Below are 15,779 nucleotides of genomic sequence, written 5' to 3'. Positions count from 1 at the left end.
ATCCGCGCGAAGCAGGAACACGCCCATGCTCGACACGCTCAGCGCCACCTGGCCTGATACGCCGCTTGGGCCTCCGGATTGATCCATCCGGCCGGCCACTCGCCGTCGAGCAAGCGCAGGGTCTCCTGCCACGGCCGCTGCACGAGCGCGCTCATCGCTTCCGGCGATATCCCCGCCGAATGCGGTGTGATGACCACCTGATCCAGGCTCCACAGATCGTGCTCCGGCGGCAGCGGCTCCGGCTCGGTCACGTCGAGTCCCGCGGCCGCGACGATGCCGTCGCGCAACGCGATGCTCAGCGCCGCGTGGTCGATCAGTCCGCCCCGCCCCGTATTGATGACGATGGCCCCAGGCTTCATCCGCGCAAAGGCCACGGCGCCCAGCAGATGCCGGTTGCCGTCGTTGAGCGGCACGTGCAGCGAGACGATGTCGGCATGGGCCAGCAGTTCGTCCTGAGAAACGGCACCGACACCGGCCAGCGCCATCGCGCCCGCATCGACATACGGGTCGCAAGCGATGACGTTCAGGCCAAAGCCCGCCGCGCGCGGAACCACGGCCCTCGCAATCGCGCCGAAGCCCACGAGGCCAAGCGTGCGTCCGCGCAGCCGGCGCATGCGCGGCCAATGATGCTGACGCAAGCGCTGAATGGCGTCGCCACCGCCCCCTTCCCGCGCCGAGCCATGCAGGGCCACGACCCGCCGCGTGCAGGCGAGGATCAGCGCGAGCGCGTGATCGGCCACTTCCTCCAGGCAGAAGTCGGGCACGTTGGCCACGACGATGCCGGCCTCGCTGGCCGCTTCGCGGTCGAGATTCTCGAAGCCGATGCCCATGCTCACGATCATCCGGCACGCCCGCAGCGAGGCGAGCACGCGCCGGCTGAACCGCTGGACACTGCATTGCCCGAACACGATGTCCGCGTCGGCGCAGGCGGCAATCAGCTCATCCTCGCTCGTGCAGTGCACGACCCGGAAATCGGCTTCCACCTGCCTCGCCGCGAACGCGGGGAGGTATTGCGCTGGCGTCACGCGGGCGCCATCCATCGCAAGCGTCTGGACGATCTTCAGCATGTGCGGCGCGCTCCTGTCCCCGTTGTCTGGTTGTCTGATTGACCGGTCGGGGCATCATCGCCGCCCGCCGCGGGCTCGTCCATCGTCCAAATGCACTAGACGCTTGACGCCGCCGGGCCGCGTCTAGTCCATTTGTCCGATGCCCGCCTCGCCGCGCGCTGGCATCGTGGAAGCTCCTTCCACCCAGGACGTTTCCATGGCGACGATGACCGGCGGCGATGCCGTCTACCACGCGCTGAAGGCCGCGGACGTATCGTGCGTCTTCGGCATCCCGAGCCAGCACAACCTCGGCCTCTACGATGCCTTGTGCCGCCACGGCGACATTCGCGTCGTCGGCACGCGCCACGAGCAAGGGGCCGTGCACGCGGCCGATGGCTACGCACGCGCCACCGGCAAGCTCGGCGTCGCGATCGTCAGCACGGGGCCCGGCACGGTCAACGCCGTCAACGGCCTGTACGAGGCCGGCTTCGCGTCCTCGCCGGTGCTGCTGCTCACGACTCAAATCGATACGCGCTATCTGGGCAAGGGCAAGGGCTTTATCCACGACGCCGACCAGCAACTCGCGATGCTGCGCACGGTCACGCGGCGCAGCGAACGGGTGCTGCATGCGCGCGACATCGCCGCGACGATCCATCGCGTGATCGCCGACATCGGCACGGGACGCCCGCAACCGGGTGCGGTGGAGATTCCCACCGATCTCTTGCTGGCGCCGCTGCCGCACGAGACCTATGCGTACACGGCCCCGCCACCGCTGCCCGCCGACGAGGCGCAGTTCGACGCCGTGGCCCGGCGCCTCGCCGAGAGCCGCAAGCCCTTGCTCTGGGTCGGCGGCGGCTGCGTCAGCGCGAACGCCGCCGATGCCGTGCGCGAGCTGGCCGAGCGCCTTGGCGCGCCGGTCGTGAGCAGCGTCAATGGGCGCGGCGTGCTGCCGGCCGGCCATCCGCTCTACGTCGGGTGCCAGACCCATCTACCGGCCTTCAACGACCTGCTCTCGCAAGCGGACCTCGTGCTCGCGATCGGCACGCGCTTTCAGGCGCTCGCCAGCCAGTACTGGCAGCAGCCGATGCCGAAGAACCTCGTCCACATCGACGCCGATGCGGGCGTGATCGGCCGCAACTATCCGGCCGCGCTGGCCGTGGTGGCCGATGCCCGGCTCGCCGTCGAGGGCTTGCTGAAACGCGTTGCCCCTATCGACGTGGATGGCCCGTTCGCCGCGCTCGCGAACGAGGTGCGCCATACGCTGCAGCAGACCGTGAGCCGGATGATCGGGCCCGATCACCAGCGCATCGTCGAGACGATCGAGACCCGGCTCCCCGCGGACAGCCCGGTGGTCGGCGACGCCACCATCACCGCCAACACGTGGGGCAACTACCTGCTGGCGATCCGCGGCCCGCGCCTCGCTCACTACAGCACCTCGCTCGCGATCGGCCCTGCGCTGCCGCTCGGGATCGGCGCGGCCCTCGGCACCGGCAAGAAGACGCTGGTTATCCACGGCGACGGCGGCGTGATGCTCAATCTCGCGGAAATCGCCACCGCGGTGCAAACGCACGCGCCGCTCGTGCTGTGCGTCTTCAACGACAGCGGCTACGGCGTGCTCAAGGGCTTGCAGCGCGTCACCACCGGACGGCCGTACGCGGTCGAGCTGCATACGCCGGACTTCGTCGCGCTGGCTGCCGCCATGGGGATGCCCGGCACGCGGGTCCGCTCGGCCGATGCCTTTGCCCACGCACTCGAAACGGCGCTGGCCGTGGACGGGCCGTATCTGATCGAGATCGACCTCGACAGCCTCGAACCCATCCGCATGTTCGGCTGACGCGGGCGGACCGACCATGGCGAATCCCGGAGACACAATGAACGGCAGACGTCATTACGCGGGCGGCGATCTTGCGCGCGCGCTCACCATCGAGGATTTGCGTCACATGGCGCGACGGCGTCTGCCGCGCTTCCTCTTCGAATACGTCGACGGCGGTGCCGAGGACGAAGTCACGCTGCATCGCAACCGGCATGCTTTCGCGAATCTGGCGCTGGTCCCGTCGACGCTGGTCGACGTATCGAACCGATCCCTGGCGGTCGACTTGTTCGGGCGCTCCGTGGCCGCCCCGCTCGTGGTCGCCCCGACAGGCTTCAACGGCTTGCTGAGCGAGCGCGCCGATGTCGCGCTCGCGCGGGCCGCCGCGAGAGCCGGCGTGCCGTTCACCCTGAGCATGGCCTCCAACGTGCCGCTCGAGGAAGTGGCGAGCGAGGCCGGCGGCAGACTGTGGATGCAGTTGTACTGGGTGCGGGACCGCGACTTCATCCGCCGCCTGGTCGCGCGTGCGCAAGCGGCATCGTTCGAGGCGCTCGTGCTCACCACCGACGTGCAAGTTTCCGGCGGCCGCGAATGGGACCGGCGCAACTATCGCGCCGGCATGGCGCTCACGCTGCGCAACCGCCTCGATGTCCTCGCGCACCCGCGCTGGCTCTGGCGCATCGCGCGGCACGGCGGCCTGCCGCGCTTTGCCAACCTGCGCGAACTGGCGCCCCCCGATGCCGCGACCGTCGTCGACGACATGGTCGCGCTCGGACGCAACATGGACCCCTCGGTCAACTGGGAACACCTGAAGTGGTTGCGCTCGCTTTGGCCCGGCAGGCTGCTGGTCAAGGGCGTCCTCTCGGCGGCGGATGCGCGCAGTGCCATCGGCCATGGCGCCGATGGCGTGATCCTCAGCAACCACGGCGGCCGCCAGCTCGACGGCGCGGTCAGCCCGCTCGAGGTCCTGCCGGCGATACGAGACGCGCTCGGCCCCGAGGCCGTCATCCTGCTCGATGGCGGCGTACGCCGCGGCGTGGATGTCGTGAAAGCCAGAGCATTGGGCGCCACGGCCGTGATGACGGGACGCAATGGCCTGTACGGCGTGGCAGCAGGCGGCGAGTCGGGCGCGGCACGGGCACTGGAGATCCTGCGCCAGGAGATCGACCGCGCGCTGGCGCTGCTCGGCACGCCGGACATCGAGACCGTGGATGCGCGTGTCCTCCACCGCCGGGCCAACTCGCAGTCACCCGCAACGACCTCCCCTCTGCTTGAAGGAGTCATTTGATGCCCACGACCTTTCGCGTGCCGATTGTCATTCGCGGCCAGGTGCTGGACGACTGCGCTCTGGAGTTCGGCGGGCGCCACGATGGCGTGCGCTTCACCGTGCCCGACGTGATCCCGCACCTGCCCCGCCTGCTGCTGCGCAATCCCTCGCAGATGGCCGATCTGCATGCGCTGCGCTTCGAGGATATCGTCGCGTACCTCGCGCGCCTCGGCGAGCGCCTGGACATCCACCGCAACGCGCACCTGCAAGCGGCATTTGAATTGTCGCGACGCACTTCCGGCCTCTCCGAGCCGATCCTGCGCGCATTCTATGAGGCGATTCCCGCATCGTTTCTGCCCGCCGTGGTGCGCGAAACGGCAGACCGGCTCGTGGGCATCGACTATCTGGAAGGATGGGTGCCGCAACCGTCCACCGTGCATGCGGGCGAGCCCACGCGCATCCGCGCGTTCGGCGCGCGCTGCGTGCACGTGATCGCCGGCAACGTGCCGATGGTGGGCGTAGGCACGGTGATCCGCAATGCGTTCACGCGCTCGGACGCCATCGTCAAGACGCCGTCGAACGATCCGCTCACGGCCACCGCGATTGCGCAGACGATGGTCGACATGGCGCCTGATCATCCGCTCACGCGGCATCTGAGCGTCGTGTACTGGAAAGGCGGCGATGAGCGCGTGGAGCGCGAAATCTACGATCCGCGCGCCGTGGAGAAGATCGTCGCGTGGGGCGGCTTCGCGAGCATCAAGCACATCTCCCGCTACCTGCAACCGGGGCTCGACCTGATCACGCTCGATCCCAAGCACAGCGCGACGCTCATTGGCGCGGAAGCGTTCGCGAGCGATGAAACGCTTCGGCACGTCGCGCTGCGCCTCGCCCTCGACATCGGCGCAATGAACCAGGAAGGCTGCGTGAACGCGCGCGTGGCCTACGTGGTCTCGGGCACGGACGAAGCCGGCCTTGCGCGCATCGAGCAGCTCGGCCGCCTCACGTTCGAAGCGCTGCAGCAGTTGCCTCCGCACCTGAGCACGCCGCACAAGGCGTTCGACACGGCGCTCAAGGACGAGATCGACGGCCTGCGCTTTGCCGGCGATGAATACGTGGTGTTCGGCGGCCGCCGCAACGAAGGCGCGATCATCGTCTCGCGCACGGACGCTCCGGTCGACTTCGCGCGCGCCCTCGCCTGCCGGGTCGCGAACCTCGTGCCGGTCGACGACGTGGACGTGGCCGTGCGCTCGGTCAACGCCTACACGCAGACGATCGGCATCTACCCCGAAGCGCTGAAAGTCCGCTTGCGCGACCGTCTCGCCTTCCAGGGCGCCCAGCGGCTCGTGTCGCTCGGCGCCGCCGCGATCTTCGAGGATGCCGCCACGCCGCAGGACGGCATCGAGCCGGTGCGGCGCATGTGCAAGTGGATCGTCGAGCAGACCAGCGACGCCACGATGCTCGAGCAACTCGCCGTTGGCGCTCAATCCACACAGGAGTCCTGATGTCCACGCTTGCGGAAAACCTGACACACGACCCGAAGGCCTGTCTCGACGCGCGCTATGACGACGGCTTTCGCCTCACGCGCGAGCAACTCGACGCGGTTCACCTCCAGGGCGCGCAACGGCGCTTCGACGCGCTGCGCGAGCGCATTCCCGTGCTGCGCAAGCTCGCCGAGGAACAGGGCATCGAGCGCATCGCGTCGCTCGACGACGTGGTGCCGTTGCTGTTTCCCCATACGGTCTACAAGTCGTATCCGTTCTCGATCATCGAGCGCGGCCAGTTCGAGCGGCTGACGCGCTGGCTGGGCGGCCTCACCGCATGCGACCTGAGCCGCGTCGATCATGCCGGCATCGACAGCATCGACGCCTGGATCAAGCGGCTCGACGACAGCACGGACCTGCGCGTGCTGCACACGTTCGGCACGAGCGGCAAGCTCTCGTTCGTGCCGCGCACGGCAGCGCAATGGATCGAGACGAACCGGCTGACCACGCATTGCGTGCGCGACTGGCACGGCGCGGATTCCGGCCCCGACCTGTCCCGCGCGCGCATGCCGATGGTGCAGCCCGGCTATCGGCACGGCGCGGGCGCAACCTATCGCGGCGTCGCGCAGATGGTCGAGCGCTGGGCCGGCGGCGACGACAACGCGCTGTTCCTCTATCCGGACGAATACTTCAGCGCCGATATCGCCTCGCTGGCAGGCCGCCTGCGCGCCGCGGAAGCGCGCGGCGAGCAGGGCCGGCTGGAGCTCTCGCCGGCGCTGCTCGCGCGGCGCGAGGAATTCGCCGCGCGCGAACAGGCGCGCCCGCAGCGCATGAAGCAGTTCCTCGACACGGCGATCCAGCGCTTCGGCGGCCAGGACATCTGCCTGTTCGCCGTCTGGCCGATCCTCTCCGAGTGGGCCGAGGAAGCGCTGGCCTCGGGCGTGCGCGCGGCCTTCGGCCCGGGCAGCGTGCTGATGAGCGGCGGCGGCAACAAGGGACGCGCGCTCCCCGACGACTACCGCGAACGGATCTTCTCGTTCCTCGGCTTCGAGCGCGTGTTCGAGTTCTACAGCATGAGCGAGCTGATGGTCAGTTGCCCGCGCTGCGAACACGGCCGCTATCACGTACCGCCCGTGCTCGTGCCGTTCGTGCTGGACCCCGAAACCGGCAAGGCCCTGCCGCGCGAAGGCCGCCAGACCGGCCGCTTCGCCTACCTCGACCTGCTCCCCGACAGCTACTGGGGCGGCCTCGTCAGCGGCGACGAAGTCACGCTCGGCGGCTGGGACGCGCCCTGCGAATGCGGACGCCACGGTCCCTGGATCGAGGGCACCGTACGCCGCTACAGCGAACAGCAAGGCGGCACCGACAAGATCAATTGCGCCGGCGCACCCGAAGCGCACGACCGCGCCGTCGAGTTCCTGCTCTCGTCGACGCAATCCTGATGCGAATTACCCTGAACAAGGACACACAACAATCATGACGAACAACACCTCCAACTCCGATCTGCGCATCGTCGTGCTCGGCGCGGGCATGTCGGGCATCCTGAGCGGCATCAAGCTGCTCGAAGCCGGATACCGCAACGTGACGATCTACGAAAAGGCCGAGCGCGTAGGCGGCACGTGGCGCGAAAACACCTATCCGGGCCTGACCTGCGATGTCCCCTCGCACGCGTACACCTACTCGTTCGAGCCGAACGCCGAGTGGACCCGCCAACTGCCGCCGGGCGCCGAAGTGCAGGGCTACTTCGAAAGCACGACCCGCAAATATAAGTTGGAAGAACTGATTCGCTTCGGTCAGGAAGTGACCCGCTGCGCGTTCGTCGACGGGCGCTGGCATCTGGAAACGGCCAGCGGCCTGCGCGACGAAGCCGACGTGGTCATCGCTGCCACCGGCGTGCTGCATCACCCGCGCATGCCGGACATTCCCGGCCTGAAGAACTTCGGCGGGCGCGTGCTGCACAGCGCGCGCTGGGATCACTCGGTGCCGCTGGACGGCAAGCGCATCGGCATCGTCGGCAACGGCTCGACCGGCGTGCAGCTGGTGTCGGCGCTGGCGAGCCGCGCCGGCAAGCTCAAGCACTTCCAGCGCACCGCGCAATGGATCATGCCGGTGGAAAACCCCGCGTTCACCGAAGAGCAGAAGCAGGCATTTCGCGACGATCCGGCGCTGCTCAAGCGCATGCAGAACGACGAGACCTATCTCGCCAACGTGGAGCGCTTCACCACGGCCGTGGCCGATGCGTCTTCGCCTGAAATCGCCTTCATCGAATCGATCGTGCTGGAGAACCTCGAGCGCAGCGTGCCGGACCCCGTGCTGCGCGAGAAGCTGCGCCCCAACTATCGGGCCGCCTGCAAGCGCCTGATCTTCTCGCCGGACTACTATCAGGCGATCCAGCATGCGAACGCCGAACTGGTGACCGAAGGCATCGAGACCGTCACCCACGAAGGCGTACTCACGCGCGACGGCACCGTGCACGAGCTCGACGTGCTCGTGCTGGCCTCGGGCTTCCATGCAGACCGCTTCATGCGGCCGATGCAGATCACCGGACGCGACGGCCGGCATCTCGACGACGTGTGGGCCAAGCGGCCCCACGCGTACCTCGCGATCGCGATCCCCGAGTTTCCGAATCTCTTCATGCTCAACGGCCCGACGAGCCCCGTCGGCAACTTCTCGCTGATCGACGTGGCGGAGAAGCAATGGGGCTACATCGCGCAGTTGCTCGACCTGCTGCGCAGCGGCGAGTGCGCGGAAATCTCCGTGAAGCAGGACGCGCTCGATGCCTATGAGGCCACCCGCCTCGCGGCCGCCAAGAACACGATCTTCGCCTCGGGCTGCAACAGCTGGTATCTCGACGCGGAAGGCGTGCCCGCGAGCTGGCCCTGGAACTACGCCCGCTTTCGCGATGTCATGGCGGCCCCGGATCTTTCCGCCTTCGAACAGAAGCAACGCACGCTCGTGGAAAATAGTTAGCAGAAATGCTTCGTTGGCCCCCGCGAGGGGGCTGATTACACTGCGATCCATCTTGTCATAACAAGTGGATCATGCCCGCAACGAATCCCATCGCGCTCGCGCCTCAGCCGCTCTACGCCCAGATCAAGGAGACACTGCGCGCGCGCATTCTCGACGGCACCTACGCGCCGCACAGCCAGATGCCCTCCGAGCACGCGCTGTGCGCGATGTTCGACGTGAGCCGCATCACCGTGCGCCAGGCGCTCGGCGACCTGCAGAAGGAAGGGCTCGTCTTCCGGCTGCACGGCAAAGGCACCTTCGTTTCGAAGCCCAAGGCATTTCAGAACGTGACCTCGCTGCAGGGCTTCGCGGAAGCCATGTCGTCGATGGGCCATGAGATCGTCAACCAGCTTCGTTACTTTCGCATCGTCAAGGCCGATCGGCACGTCGCACAGAAGCTGAATCTTCCCGAAGGCGCGAGCGTGGCCGAAATCCATCGCGTGCGCCTGCTCAATCGCGAGCCCGTCTCGCTCGAGCTCACGTGGGTGCCGGAGGCGCTCGGCAAGCGTCTGGCCAGCGCCGATCTGGCCACACGCGACATCTTCCTGATTCTGGAGAACGACTGCGGCGTCGCGCTCGGCCACGCCGACGTGTCGATCGACGCCATGCTCGCCGACGACGAAATCGCCGATGCGCTGCGCGTGCCGCAAGACAGCCCGGTGCTGCGCATCGAGCGCACCACGCACGACGCGCACGGCACGCCCATCGACTACGAATACCTCTACTTTCGCGGCGACGCGTTCCAGTACCGCCTGCGCATCGATCGCGAGAAAGCCGCGCACATAGACGAAGATTCCGTGAGGACAACACCATGAACACCGAAATACTCGAATACGACATCGTCGTGATAGGAGGCGGCACGGCCGGCCCCATGGCGGCCATCAAGGCGAAGGAGCGCAATCCCGCGCTCAAGGTGCTGGTGCTCGAAAAGGCCAACGTCAAGCGCAGCGGCGCGATTTCGATGGGCATGGACGGCCTGAACAACGCCGTGATTCCGGGCCACGCCACGCCCGAGCAATACACGCGCGAGATCACCATCGCCAACGACGGCATCGTCGATCAGGAGGCCGTGTACGCCTATGCGAAGCACAGCTTCGCGACCATCGAGCAGCTCGACCGCTGGGGCGTGAAGTTCGAAAAAGACGGCAACGGCGACTACGCGGTGAAGAAGGTCCATCACATGGGTGCCTACGTGCTGCCCATGCCCGAAGGCCACGACATCAAGAAAGTGCTTTACCGCCAGCTCAAACGCGCGCGCGTGGCCATCACCAACCGCATCGTGACCACGCGCGTGCTCACCGACGCACAGGGCGCCGCGTGCGGCGTGATGGGCTTCGACTGCCGCACGGCGCAATGCGTGGTCGTGCGCGCCAAGGCCGTGATCCTCTGCTGCGGCGCGGCCGGGCGCCTGGGGCTGCCAGCCTCCGGCTATCTGATGGGCACGTACGAGAACCCCACCAACGCGGGCGACGGCTATGCGATGGCGTATCACGCCGGCGCCGCGCTCACGAATCTAGAGTGCTTCCAGATCAACCCGCTCATCAAGGACTATAACGGCCCGGCCTGCGCCTACGTGACGGGCCCGCTCGGCGGCTTCACCGCCAACGGCAAGGGCGAGCGCTTCATCGAATGCGATTACTGGAGCGGCCAGATGATGTGGGAGTTCTATCGGGAACTGCAAAGCGGCAACGGCCCCGTGTTCCTGAAGCTCGACCATCTCGCCGAGGAAACCATCCAGACCATCGAGCAGATTCTGCACACCAACGAGCGCCCGAGCCGCGGACGCTTCCACGCGGGACGCGGCACCGATTACCGCACGCAGATGGTCGAGATGCACATCTCCGAAATTGGCTTTTGCAGCGGGCACAGCGCATCGGGCGTGTACGTCGACTCGCGGGCGCGCACCACGGTGCGTGGCCTCTATGCCGCGGGCGACATGGCCGCCGTGCCGCACAACTATATGCTCGGCGCGTTCACCTATGGCTGGTTCGCGGGCGACGACGCCGCCAGCTATGTAGCGGAGCGCGAGCACGCGCCGCTGGACCACGCGCAAATCGACGCCGAGCGCACGCGCATTCACGCGCCGCTCGAGCGCACGCACGGCCTCGCGCCCGCTCAGGTCGAATACAAGCTGCGGCGCATGGTGAACGACTATCTGCAGCCGCCCAAGGTCACACGCAAGATGGAGATCGGCCTGCAACGCTTCGACGAGATCGCCGAGGACATCGGCGCGATCAAGGCCAACAACCCGCACGAGCTCATGCGCGCAGCCGAAGTGCGCGCGATTCGCGATTGCGCGGAAATGGCCGCGCGCGCGTCGCTGTTTCGCACCGAGAGCCGCTGGGGGCTCTATCACCACCGCGTCGACTATCCGCAGCGCGACGACGCCAACTGGTTCTGCCACACCGATCTGCGCAAGGACGCAAGCGGCGGCATGCGCTGCGAGCAGCGCGCCATTGCACCTTACGTCGTGCCGGTGAGCGAGGCGGAGCTGGGCGCCTACGACCGCATGCGGATCCAGCGCGAGCACGCGCCCGAAACCGTAGAAGCGCTTTGAGCCCACACTCGCGCGCATCACTCGAAGAACGCCACGAGGAGAACATCATGTCTTACACGCCCCACGAAATCTTCCAGCGCAGCAGCGCACCGGTCACCATCGACGAAGCGCGCTGCATTGCCGACAAGGGCTGCACGGTATGCGTCGACGTCTGCCCGCTGGACCTGCTCGCGATCGACGTGACGAAGGGCAAGGCGTATATGCAATTCGACGAATGCTGGTATTGCATGCCCTGCGAGCGCGACTGCCCGACCGGCGCCGTGAAGGTCGAAATTCCGTATCTGCTGCGCTAGCGGCGGGACACCGCAATCCGTGTGCGATATCGCACCCCATCATTTCGGATTCCATATCGATATTCAGCCATGACAGCCTCCGCATACCTGAACGCGGCGCCGCCCGAAGCCGCCGGCGCGCTCGCCCGCCTCTCCGCCGCCGACGCCGCCGTACGCCGCATCGCCGTGCTCGATCTCGCCGATCTTGAAGACGGCGCACTCGTTGCCCCACTCGTCGCGGCGCTGCGCGACGACCCTTCGCCCGACGTGCGCCGCGAGGCGGCGCTCGTGCTGGCGTCGTGGGAACAGGAAGACGTGGTGGAAGCGCTGTGCGCCACGCTGCTCGACGCCGACCTGGCCGTACGCGAAGCGGCCCAGCAATCACTCGCGGAACTCAAGGAGCCGGGCTCGGCGCGTGTGCTGCGGCGCTGGGCGGCGCGGCCCGAACCGTTCGTGCGGCGCGCGGCGTTGCGCAGCCTGCGCGAATTGCGCGACGCGGCGGCCTTCGAGCCCGCGCTGGCCGCGCTCGCCGACGCCGATGCCGAGGTGCGCCTCGAAGCCGTGGCCGTGCTCGGCTGGCTCAAGGACGCGCGCGCCGTGGCGCCGCTGTCGGCCCTCGCCACCGCGGATGCGCACGACGCGGTCCGGCGCGCCGCGGCGGGCGCGCTCGGCTTCGCCGCGGCGGACGATACGCATGCCGGCGCGGCGCTGCTGCACGCGCTCGCCGACGCCGACTGGCAGGTGCGCGAAGAAGCCGCCACCACGCTCGGCAAGCTGCGCACGCCCGCCGCGCGCGACGCGCTGATCCACGCACTCGCCGACGATTACTGGCAGGTGCGCCTGCGCGCGGCGCGCGCGCTCGGCCGCCTCGGCGACGCACGCGCCGCAGCAGCCGTGAGCACGCTGCTCGCGCATCCGATCAGCAACTTGCGCAAGGAAGCGGCGCTCGCGCTGGGCGAGCTGCCAACGGCAACGAGCCTCGCGCCATTGCGCACGGCGCTCGACGACCGCGACCCGGAAGTGCGCAAGGCCGTGCGCATCGCCCTGCAACAACTCGAGGCGCGGCTCGAAGGCGGCGCGTCATGAACGTGCCCATCGAAATTCTGAGCGAATCTGGCGCCCTCACCCTCGTATGGCCAGGCGGCGAGCGCCAGCGCCTGCCGCTCGCGAGCCTGCGGCGCGCGTGCCCCTGCGCGGGCTGCCGCCGCGCGCGCCTGGGTGGGCACATGAATGGGGACGTGGGCGATTTACCTGGCGACTCCGCGCATGACGATCTCACGCTGAACGCCATGGTGCCGATGGGCTATGGCGTGCAACTCGTCTTCAGCGACGGCCACGACCGGGGCATCTTTCCGTGGGCGTGGCTCGAACGGTTCGCACCGCCGGCGGCGTGATACGCACCGCATCGTGCCGGCGCTCCGAGCATGCAATGCGCAAACGAGGCGATTACGGCGCCTTTACAGCGCGTCGTGGCACAACGACATCATGCGCTGCACCATGGTCGACGCCTCGTTGAGTTCCATGTCGTTTGTAAATAGCACCGAGACGCTGGACAGGCGCACGGCAATGCCCGCGCCCAGCAGATCGTGGCTTGCGATCTTGAGCGCAAGCTGGCCGAGGCGCACCCGGTCGAGCCAATGCATCGTCAAGCCGCCCTTTTGCAGCCACTCGCGGCAGCACGAGACGACATGATCGACGCGCCATTCGTGCGTCAACGCGTAAGACGACGCGGCAATGGCCACAAGGTAGCAAAGCAGGTCCGGGCGGGCACTGCTCGCTTCGACGAATTCCGTTTTCACTGGCTTGCGTCCCTGTTTCCTGACATAGATGCCATAGCTATGGCCGGACCTGCCAAAAGCAAGCATTCTGCATCGAAACGGCCGGCTCCGCTGCATCATTCTGATGTCGTTTCATCACACGAAAAATCCCATCGGCCTCGGGCCACGGACGAACCGGCCGACACGTAAAAGCCGGCACCCGCCCAATTGTGCGCGCAAGTGAAACACAATAAAAAGAATTCACCGCATGCGCAATGAATTAAATCCCGTGAATAAGCGCTGAGCATTAAAAAAGACTCGACGGAAACGCTTGCCTGGCGGCGTCGACGCGCCGGGCACGGCAATTGCTGCTGCCCCGCCGCCAGCTCAATCGAATTGAAAACGGGAATCCAGACGACGATTAAAACAAACGACACATATATTCATAAACATTAACCGTAATCGCTTATTTCGACACGCACCATGCATCACGCATTACCCGACGTCCCGCGCCGCAAGCCTCGCCCCTCGACGCTATTCAGCCACGCCGCATCAGGAGTTTTTCCCATGAACAAGAACAAGAACAACAAGCGCCTGTGCGCCCTGCTGTTGAGCGCGCTTTTCGCCACGCCCATCGCGACGCTCTCGCCTGCCGCACAGGCACAGCAATACACCACCGACTGGCTCGCCAACACCTACGGAACGCTTGCGGCCCACGTGGGCAATGGCGCGCGCTCGATGTGGGTCGCGCCCGAAGGCGTCATCTATACGGCCTCGTTCTGGGACGAGAACGAGGGCGGCATGGCCATCTACCAGAACGGCAAGAGCCTGGGCTCGATCGGCCTGCACAACGAATTCCAGGGCGGCGCCATTACCGGCAACCTCACCTCGGTCTTTGCGGCCATGCAGGCAGGCACCGCCTATGGCAGCGGCACCGTCGGCCGCTACAACCGCGCGAGCGGCCAGCGCGATCTCACCATCAACGTGAGCACCTGGAAAGCGGTCAGCCGCGCCGACGCCATCACCGGCCTCGCCACGCAAAACGCGCTGCTCTACGCGAGCGACTTCTACGGCAACCGCGTGCGCGTCTTCACGACCGACGGCGCATGGCAGCGCGACATCGCCATCGCGAGCCCGGGCGCGCTCGCGCTCGACAGCTCTGGCAACGTCTGGGTCGCGCAAAAGAGCGCAGGCACTATTAGCGGATTCAGCCCCACGGGCGCACCGTTGCTGACGATCCAGATGCCCGCGGGTTCGCAGCCCTCCGCGCTCTACTTCGACGCATCCACAGGACTGCTCATGGTCGGCGACGAAGGCCCCGACATGAACATCAAGCTCTACAGCCTCGCGGGCACGCCCACGCTCTCGGGCACCTTTGGCGTACAGGGCGGCTACCTCGACACCACGACCGGCACCAAAGGCCAGGTGGGCGCGAAGCGTTTCACGCGCATCACGGGCATCGGCAAGGACACGTCCGGCAACCTCTACGTCCTCAACAACCCATGGGGCGGCGCATGGGACCTGGGCCGCAACGGCGGCACCGACATTCACGCCTACGATCCCAACGGCAATCTGCTCTGGAAGCTTCAGGCGCTGAACTTCGAGGGCGTGGCCGCGCCCGACCCGGCCACTGACGCCACGCTGTTCTACAGCGGCACCGACATCTTCACGGGCACGGCGGGCGGCACCTTCGTCGCCAACACGGTCGATCCGTTCACCTACCCGAACGACCCGCGCCTGAACATGAACGACACGCAGCGCGACGAGCACTTCGGCCAGCTCGCCTCCGTGGGTGGCAACCGCATCCTCGTGGCGTCGGGCCAGAACCCCGCGATCTTCTACTTCTTCCACTTCAATCCCGCGAGCGGCTACATCGCCATTCCCGACGGCTCGCTGCCCGGCGCCCTCTTCAATACCTCGACCGCGGTCACGGGCGGCTTCTGCATCGACAGCAAGGGCGACGTGTGGGCCGGCCTCGACCGCACGAACCATATCTATCACTACCCGCTCACCGGCTTCGACGGCAACGGCAAACCGTCATGGGGACCCGCCATCACCATTTCGACGCCGCAAAGCGCGCGGCCGATCACGCGCATCGTCTATCTGCCGGAAAGCGACACGATGATCCTCGCTCAAGGGCTGGCGGGGAATTGGGACTGGACCGCCATGAACGGCCACATCGAGGTGTATCACGGCTGGACGTCGGGCAACCCCGGCAACAGCGGCAACCACGGCAACGTCGGCAACCGCACGCCGAATCCGGTCATCAACCTCACCAGCGCCAATCCGAAATCGATCACGGCGGCGGGCAACTATCTGTTCGTCGGCTACGTGCACACGGTGCCGAATATCGATGTGTTCGATCTCACGACGGGCCAGCAGGTCACCACGCTGATCAACGCGAACCCCGGCACGGTGGACGTGGGCAACGACGTGGACTCGATGTACGGCCTGCGCGCGTATCTGACCTCGAGCGGGCAGTACGTGATCACGAAGGACAATTACAACGGCACCAGCGTGGTCGTGCAGCGCTGGACGCCTTGAATGCGGGAGTATTGAATTTTAGAGACGATCGGTCTA

At 66.9% G+C, this 15,779-nt stretch carries 13 protein-coding genes; 11 read left to right on the top strand and 2 right to left on the bottom strand.

Annotated elements, in window-relative coordinates; all coding sequences use genetic code 11:
* Positions 1-38: 38 nt before the first annotated feature.
* Entirely contained in the window at positions 39-1,067 is a 1,029-nt protein-coding gene (locus E1956_RS37375) for a C-terminal binding protein (RefSeq protein WP_134758388.1), read from the bottom strand.
* Positions 1,068-1,263: 196 nt separating this feature from the next.
* Here E1956_RS37375 and E1956_RS37370 point away from each other — a divergent pair, with 196 nt between their 5' ends.
* From E1956_RS37370 to E1956_RS37325, 10 genes are all read left to right on the top strand, one after another.
* A complete protein-coding gene (locus E1956_RS37370) occupies positions 1,264-2,880 on the top strand; it encodes a thiamine pyrophosphate-binding protein (protein ID WP_167760253.1) in 1,617 nt (538 codons plus the stop codon).
* A gap of 37 nt (positions 2,881-2,917) precedes the next feature.
* The gene (locus tag E1956_RS37365) at positions 2,918-4,144 is read left to right on the top strand and encodes an alpha-hydroxy acid oxidase (protein ID WP_134758386.1); all 1,227 of its coding nucleotides are present in this window, start codon (positions 2,918-2,920) and stop codon (positions 4,142-4,144) included.
* Positions 4,144-5,625 (top strand): acyl-CoA reductase, encoded by a 1,482-nt coding sequence (locus E1956_RS37360; RefSeq protein ID WP_134758385.1) that lies wholly within the window; start codon positions 4,144-4,146, stop codon positions 5,623-5,625. The genes E1956_RS37365 and E1956_RS37360 overlap by 1 nt, the downstream gene beginning before the upstream one ends.
* A complete protein-coding gene (locus tag E1956_RS37355; protein WP_134758384.1) occupies positions 5,625-7,046 on the top strand; it encodes a long-chain-fatty-acid--protein ligase in 1,422 nt (473 codons plus the stop codon). Before E1956_RS37360 ends, E1956_RS37355 begins: the two co-directional genes overlap by 1 nt.
* A gap of 34 nt (positions 7,047-7,080) precedes the next feature.
* Entirely contained in the window at positions 7,081-8,574 is a 1,494-nt protein-coding gene (locus E1956_RS37350; protein WP_134758383.1) for a flavin-containing monooxygenase, read from the top strand.
* A gap of 71 nt (positions 8,575-8,645) precedes the next feature.
* Positions 8,646-9,428 carry a GntR family transcriptional regulator gene (locus E1956_RS37345; RefSeq protein WP_134758382.1) on the top strand — a complete coding sequence of 261 codons (783 nt, stop codon included), beginning with the start codon at positions 8,646-8,648 and terminating at the stop codon, positions 9,426-9,428.
* Entirely contained in the window at positions 9,425-11,170 is a 1,746-nt protein-coding gene (locus tag E1956_RS37340) for a fumarate reductase/succinate dehydrogenase flavoprotein subunit (RefSeq protein WP_134758381.1), read from the top strand. Before E1956_RS37345 ends, E1956_RS37340 begins: the two co-directional genes overlap by 4 nt.
* Before the next feature lie 47 nt (positions 11,171-11,217).
* The gene (locus E1956_RS37335) at positions 11,218-11,463 is read left to right on the top strand and encodes a 4Fe-4S dicluster domain-containing protein (RefSeq protein WP_028218191.1); all 246 of its coding nucleotides are present in this window, start codon (positions 11,218-11,220) and stop codon (positions 11,461-11,463) included.
* A gap of 69 nt (positions 11,464-11,532) precedes the next feature.
* Positions 11,533-12,528 (top strand): HEAT repeat domain-containing protein, encoded by a 996-nt coding sequence (locus tag E1956_RS37330; RefSeq protein ID WP_134758380.1) that lies wholly within the window; start codon positions 11,533-11,535, stop codon positions 12,526-12,528.
* Complete coding sequence (locus E1956_RS37325) at positions 12,525-12,836, top strand: DUF971 domain-containing protein (RefSeq protein WP_134758379.1); 312 nt, start codon at positions 12,525-12,527, stop codon at positions 12,834-12,836. The genes E1956_RS37330 and E1956_RS37325 overlap by 4 nt, the downstream gene beginning before the upstream one ends.
* A gap of 63 nt (positions 12,837-12,899) precedes the next feature.
* On the opposite strand, the gene E1956_RS37320 is transcribed toward E1956_RS37325, so the two are convergent.
* Positions 12,900-13,241 carry a hypothetical protein gene (locus tag E1956_RS37320; RefSeq protein WP_134758378.1) on the bottom strand — a complete coding sequence of 114 codons (342 nt, stop codon included), beginning with the start codon at positions 13,239-13,241 and terminating at the stop codon, positions 12,900-12,902.
* A 525-nt stretch (positions 13,242-13,766) separates the two neighbouring features.
* On the opposite strand from E1956_RS37320, the gene E1956_RS37315 reads away from it, so the two are divergent.
* Positions 13,767-15,743 carry an NHL repeat-containing protein gene (locus tag E1956_RS37315; RefSeq protein ID WP_134758377.1) on the top strand — a complete coding sequence of 659 codons (1,977 nt, stop codon included), beginning with the start codon at positions 13,767-13,769 and terminating at the stop codon, positions 15,741-15,743.
* Positions 15,744-15,779: the final 36 nt, after the last annotated feature.

This window comes from Paraburkholderia pallida (assembly GCF_004524855.1).
Taxonomy (GTDB): Bacteria; Pseudomonadota; Gammaproteobacteria; order Burkholderiales; family Burkholderiaceae; genus Paraburkholderia; species Paraburkholderia oxyphila.
This window is presented reverse-complemented; position numbering and strand designations above follow the sequence as displayed.

Coding starts and splice junctions, on each gene's coding strand:
- E1956_RS37335 (WP_028218191.1), top strand. CDS start 11,218: ATGTCTTACACGCCCCACGAAATCTTCCAGCGCAGCAGCGCACCGGTC.
- E1956_RS37325 (WP_134758379.1), top strand. CDS start 12,525: ATGAACGTGCCCATCGAAATTCTGAGCGAATCTGGCGCCCTCACCCTC.
- E1956_RS37330 (WP_134758380.1), top strand. CDS start 11,533: ATGACAGCCTCCGCATACCTGAACGCGGCGCCGCCCGAAGCCGCCGGC.
- E1956_RS37375 (WP_134758388.1), bottom strand. CDS start 1,067: ATGCTGAAGATCGTCCAGACGCTTGCGATGGATGGCGCCCGCGTGACG.
- E1956_RS37315 (WP_134758377.1), top strand. CDS start 13,767: ATGAACAAGAACAAGAACAACAAGCGCCTGTGCGCCCTGCTGTTGAGC.
- E1956_RS37350 (WP_134758383.1), top strand. CDS start 7,081: ATGACGAACAACACCTCCAACTCCGATCTGCGCATCGTCGTGCTCGGC.
- E1956_RS37360 (WP_134758385.1), top strand. CDS start 4,144: ATGCCCACGACCTTTCGCGTGCCGATTGTCATTCGCGGCCAGGTGCTG.
- E1956_RS37345 (WP_134758382.1), top strand. CDS start 8,646: ATGCCCGCAACGAATCCCATCGCGCTCGCGCCTCAGCCGCTCTACGCC.
- E1956_RS37365 (WP_134758386.1), top strand. CDS start 2,918: ATGAACGGCAGACGTCATTACGCGGGCGGCGATCTTGCGCGCGCGCTC.
- E1956_RS37340 (WP_134758381.1), top strand. CDS start 9,425: ATGAACACCGAAATACTCGAATACGACATCGTCGTGATAGGAGGCGGC.
- E1956_RS37370 (WP_167760253.1), top strand. CDS start 1,264: ATGGCGACGATGACCGGCGGCGATGCCGTCTACCACGCGCTGAAGGCC.
- E1956_RS37355 (WP_134758384.1), top strand. CDS start 5,625: ATGTCCACGCTTGCGGAAAACCTGACACACGACCCGAAGGCCTGTCTC.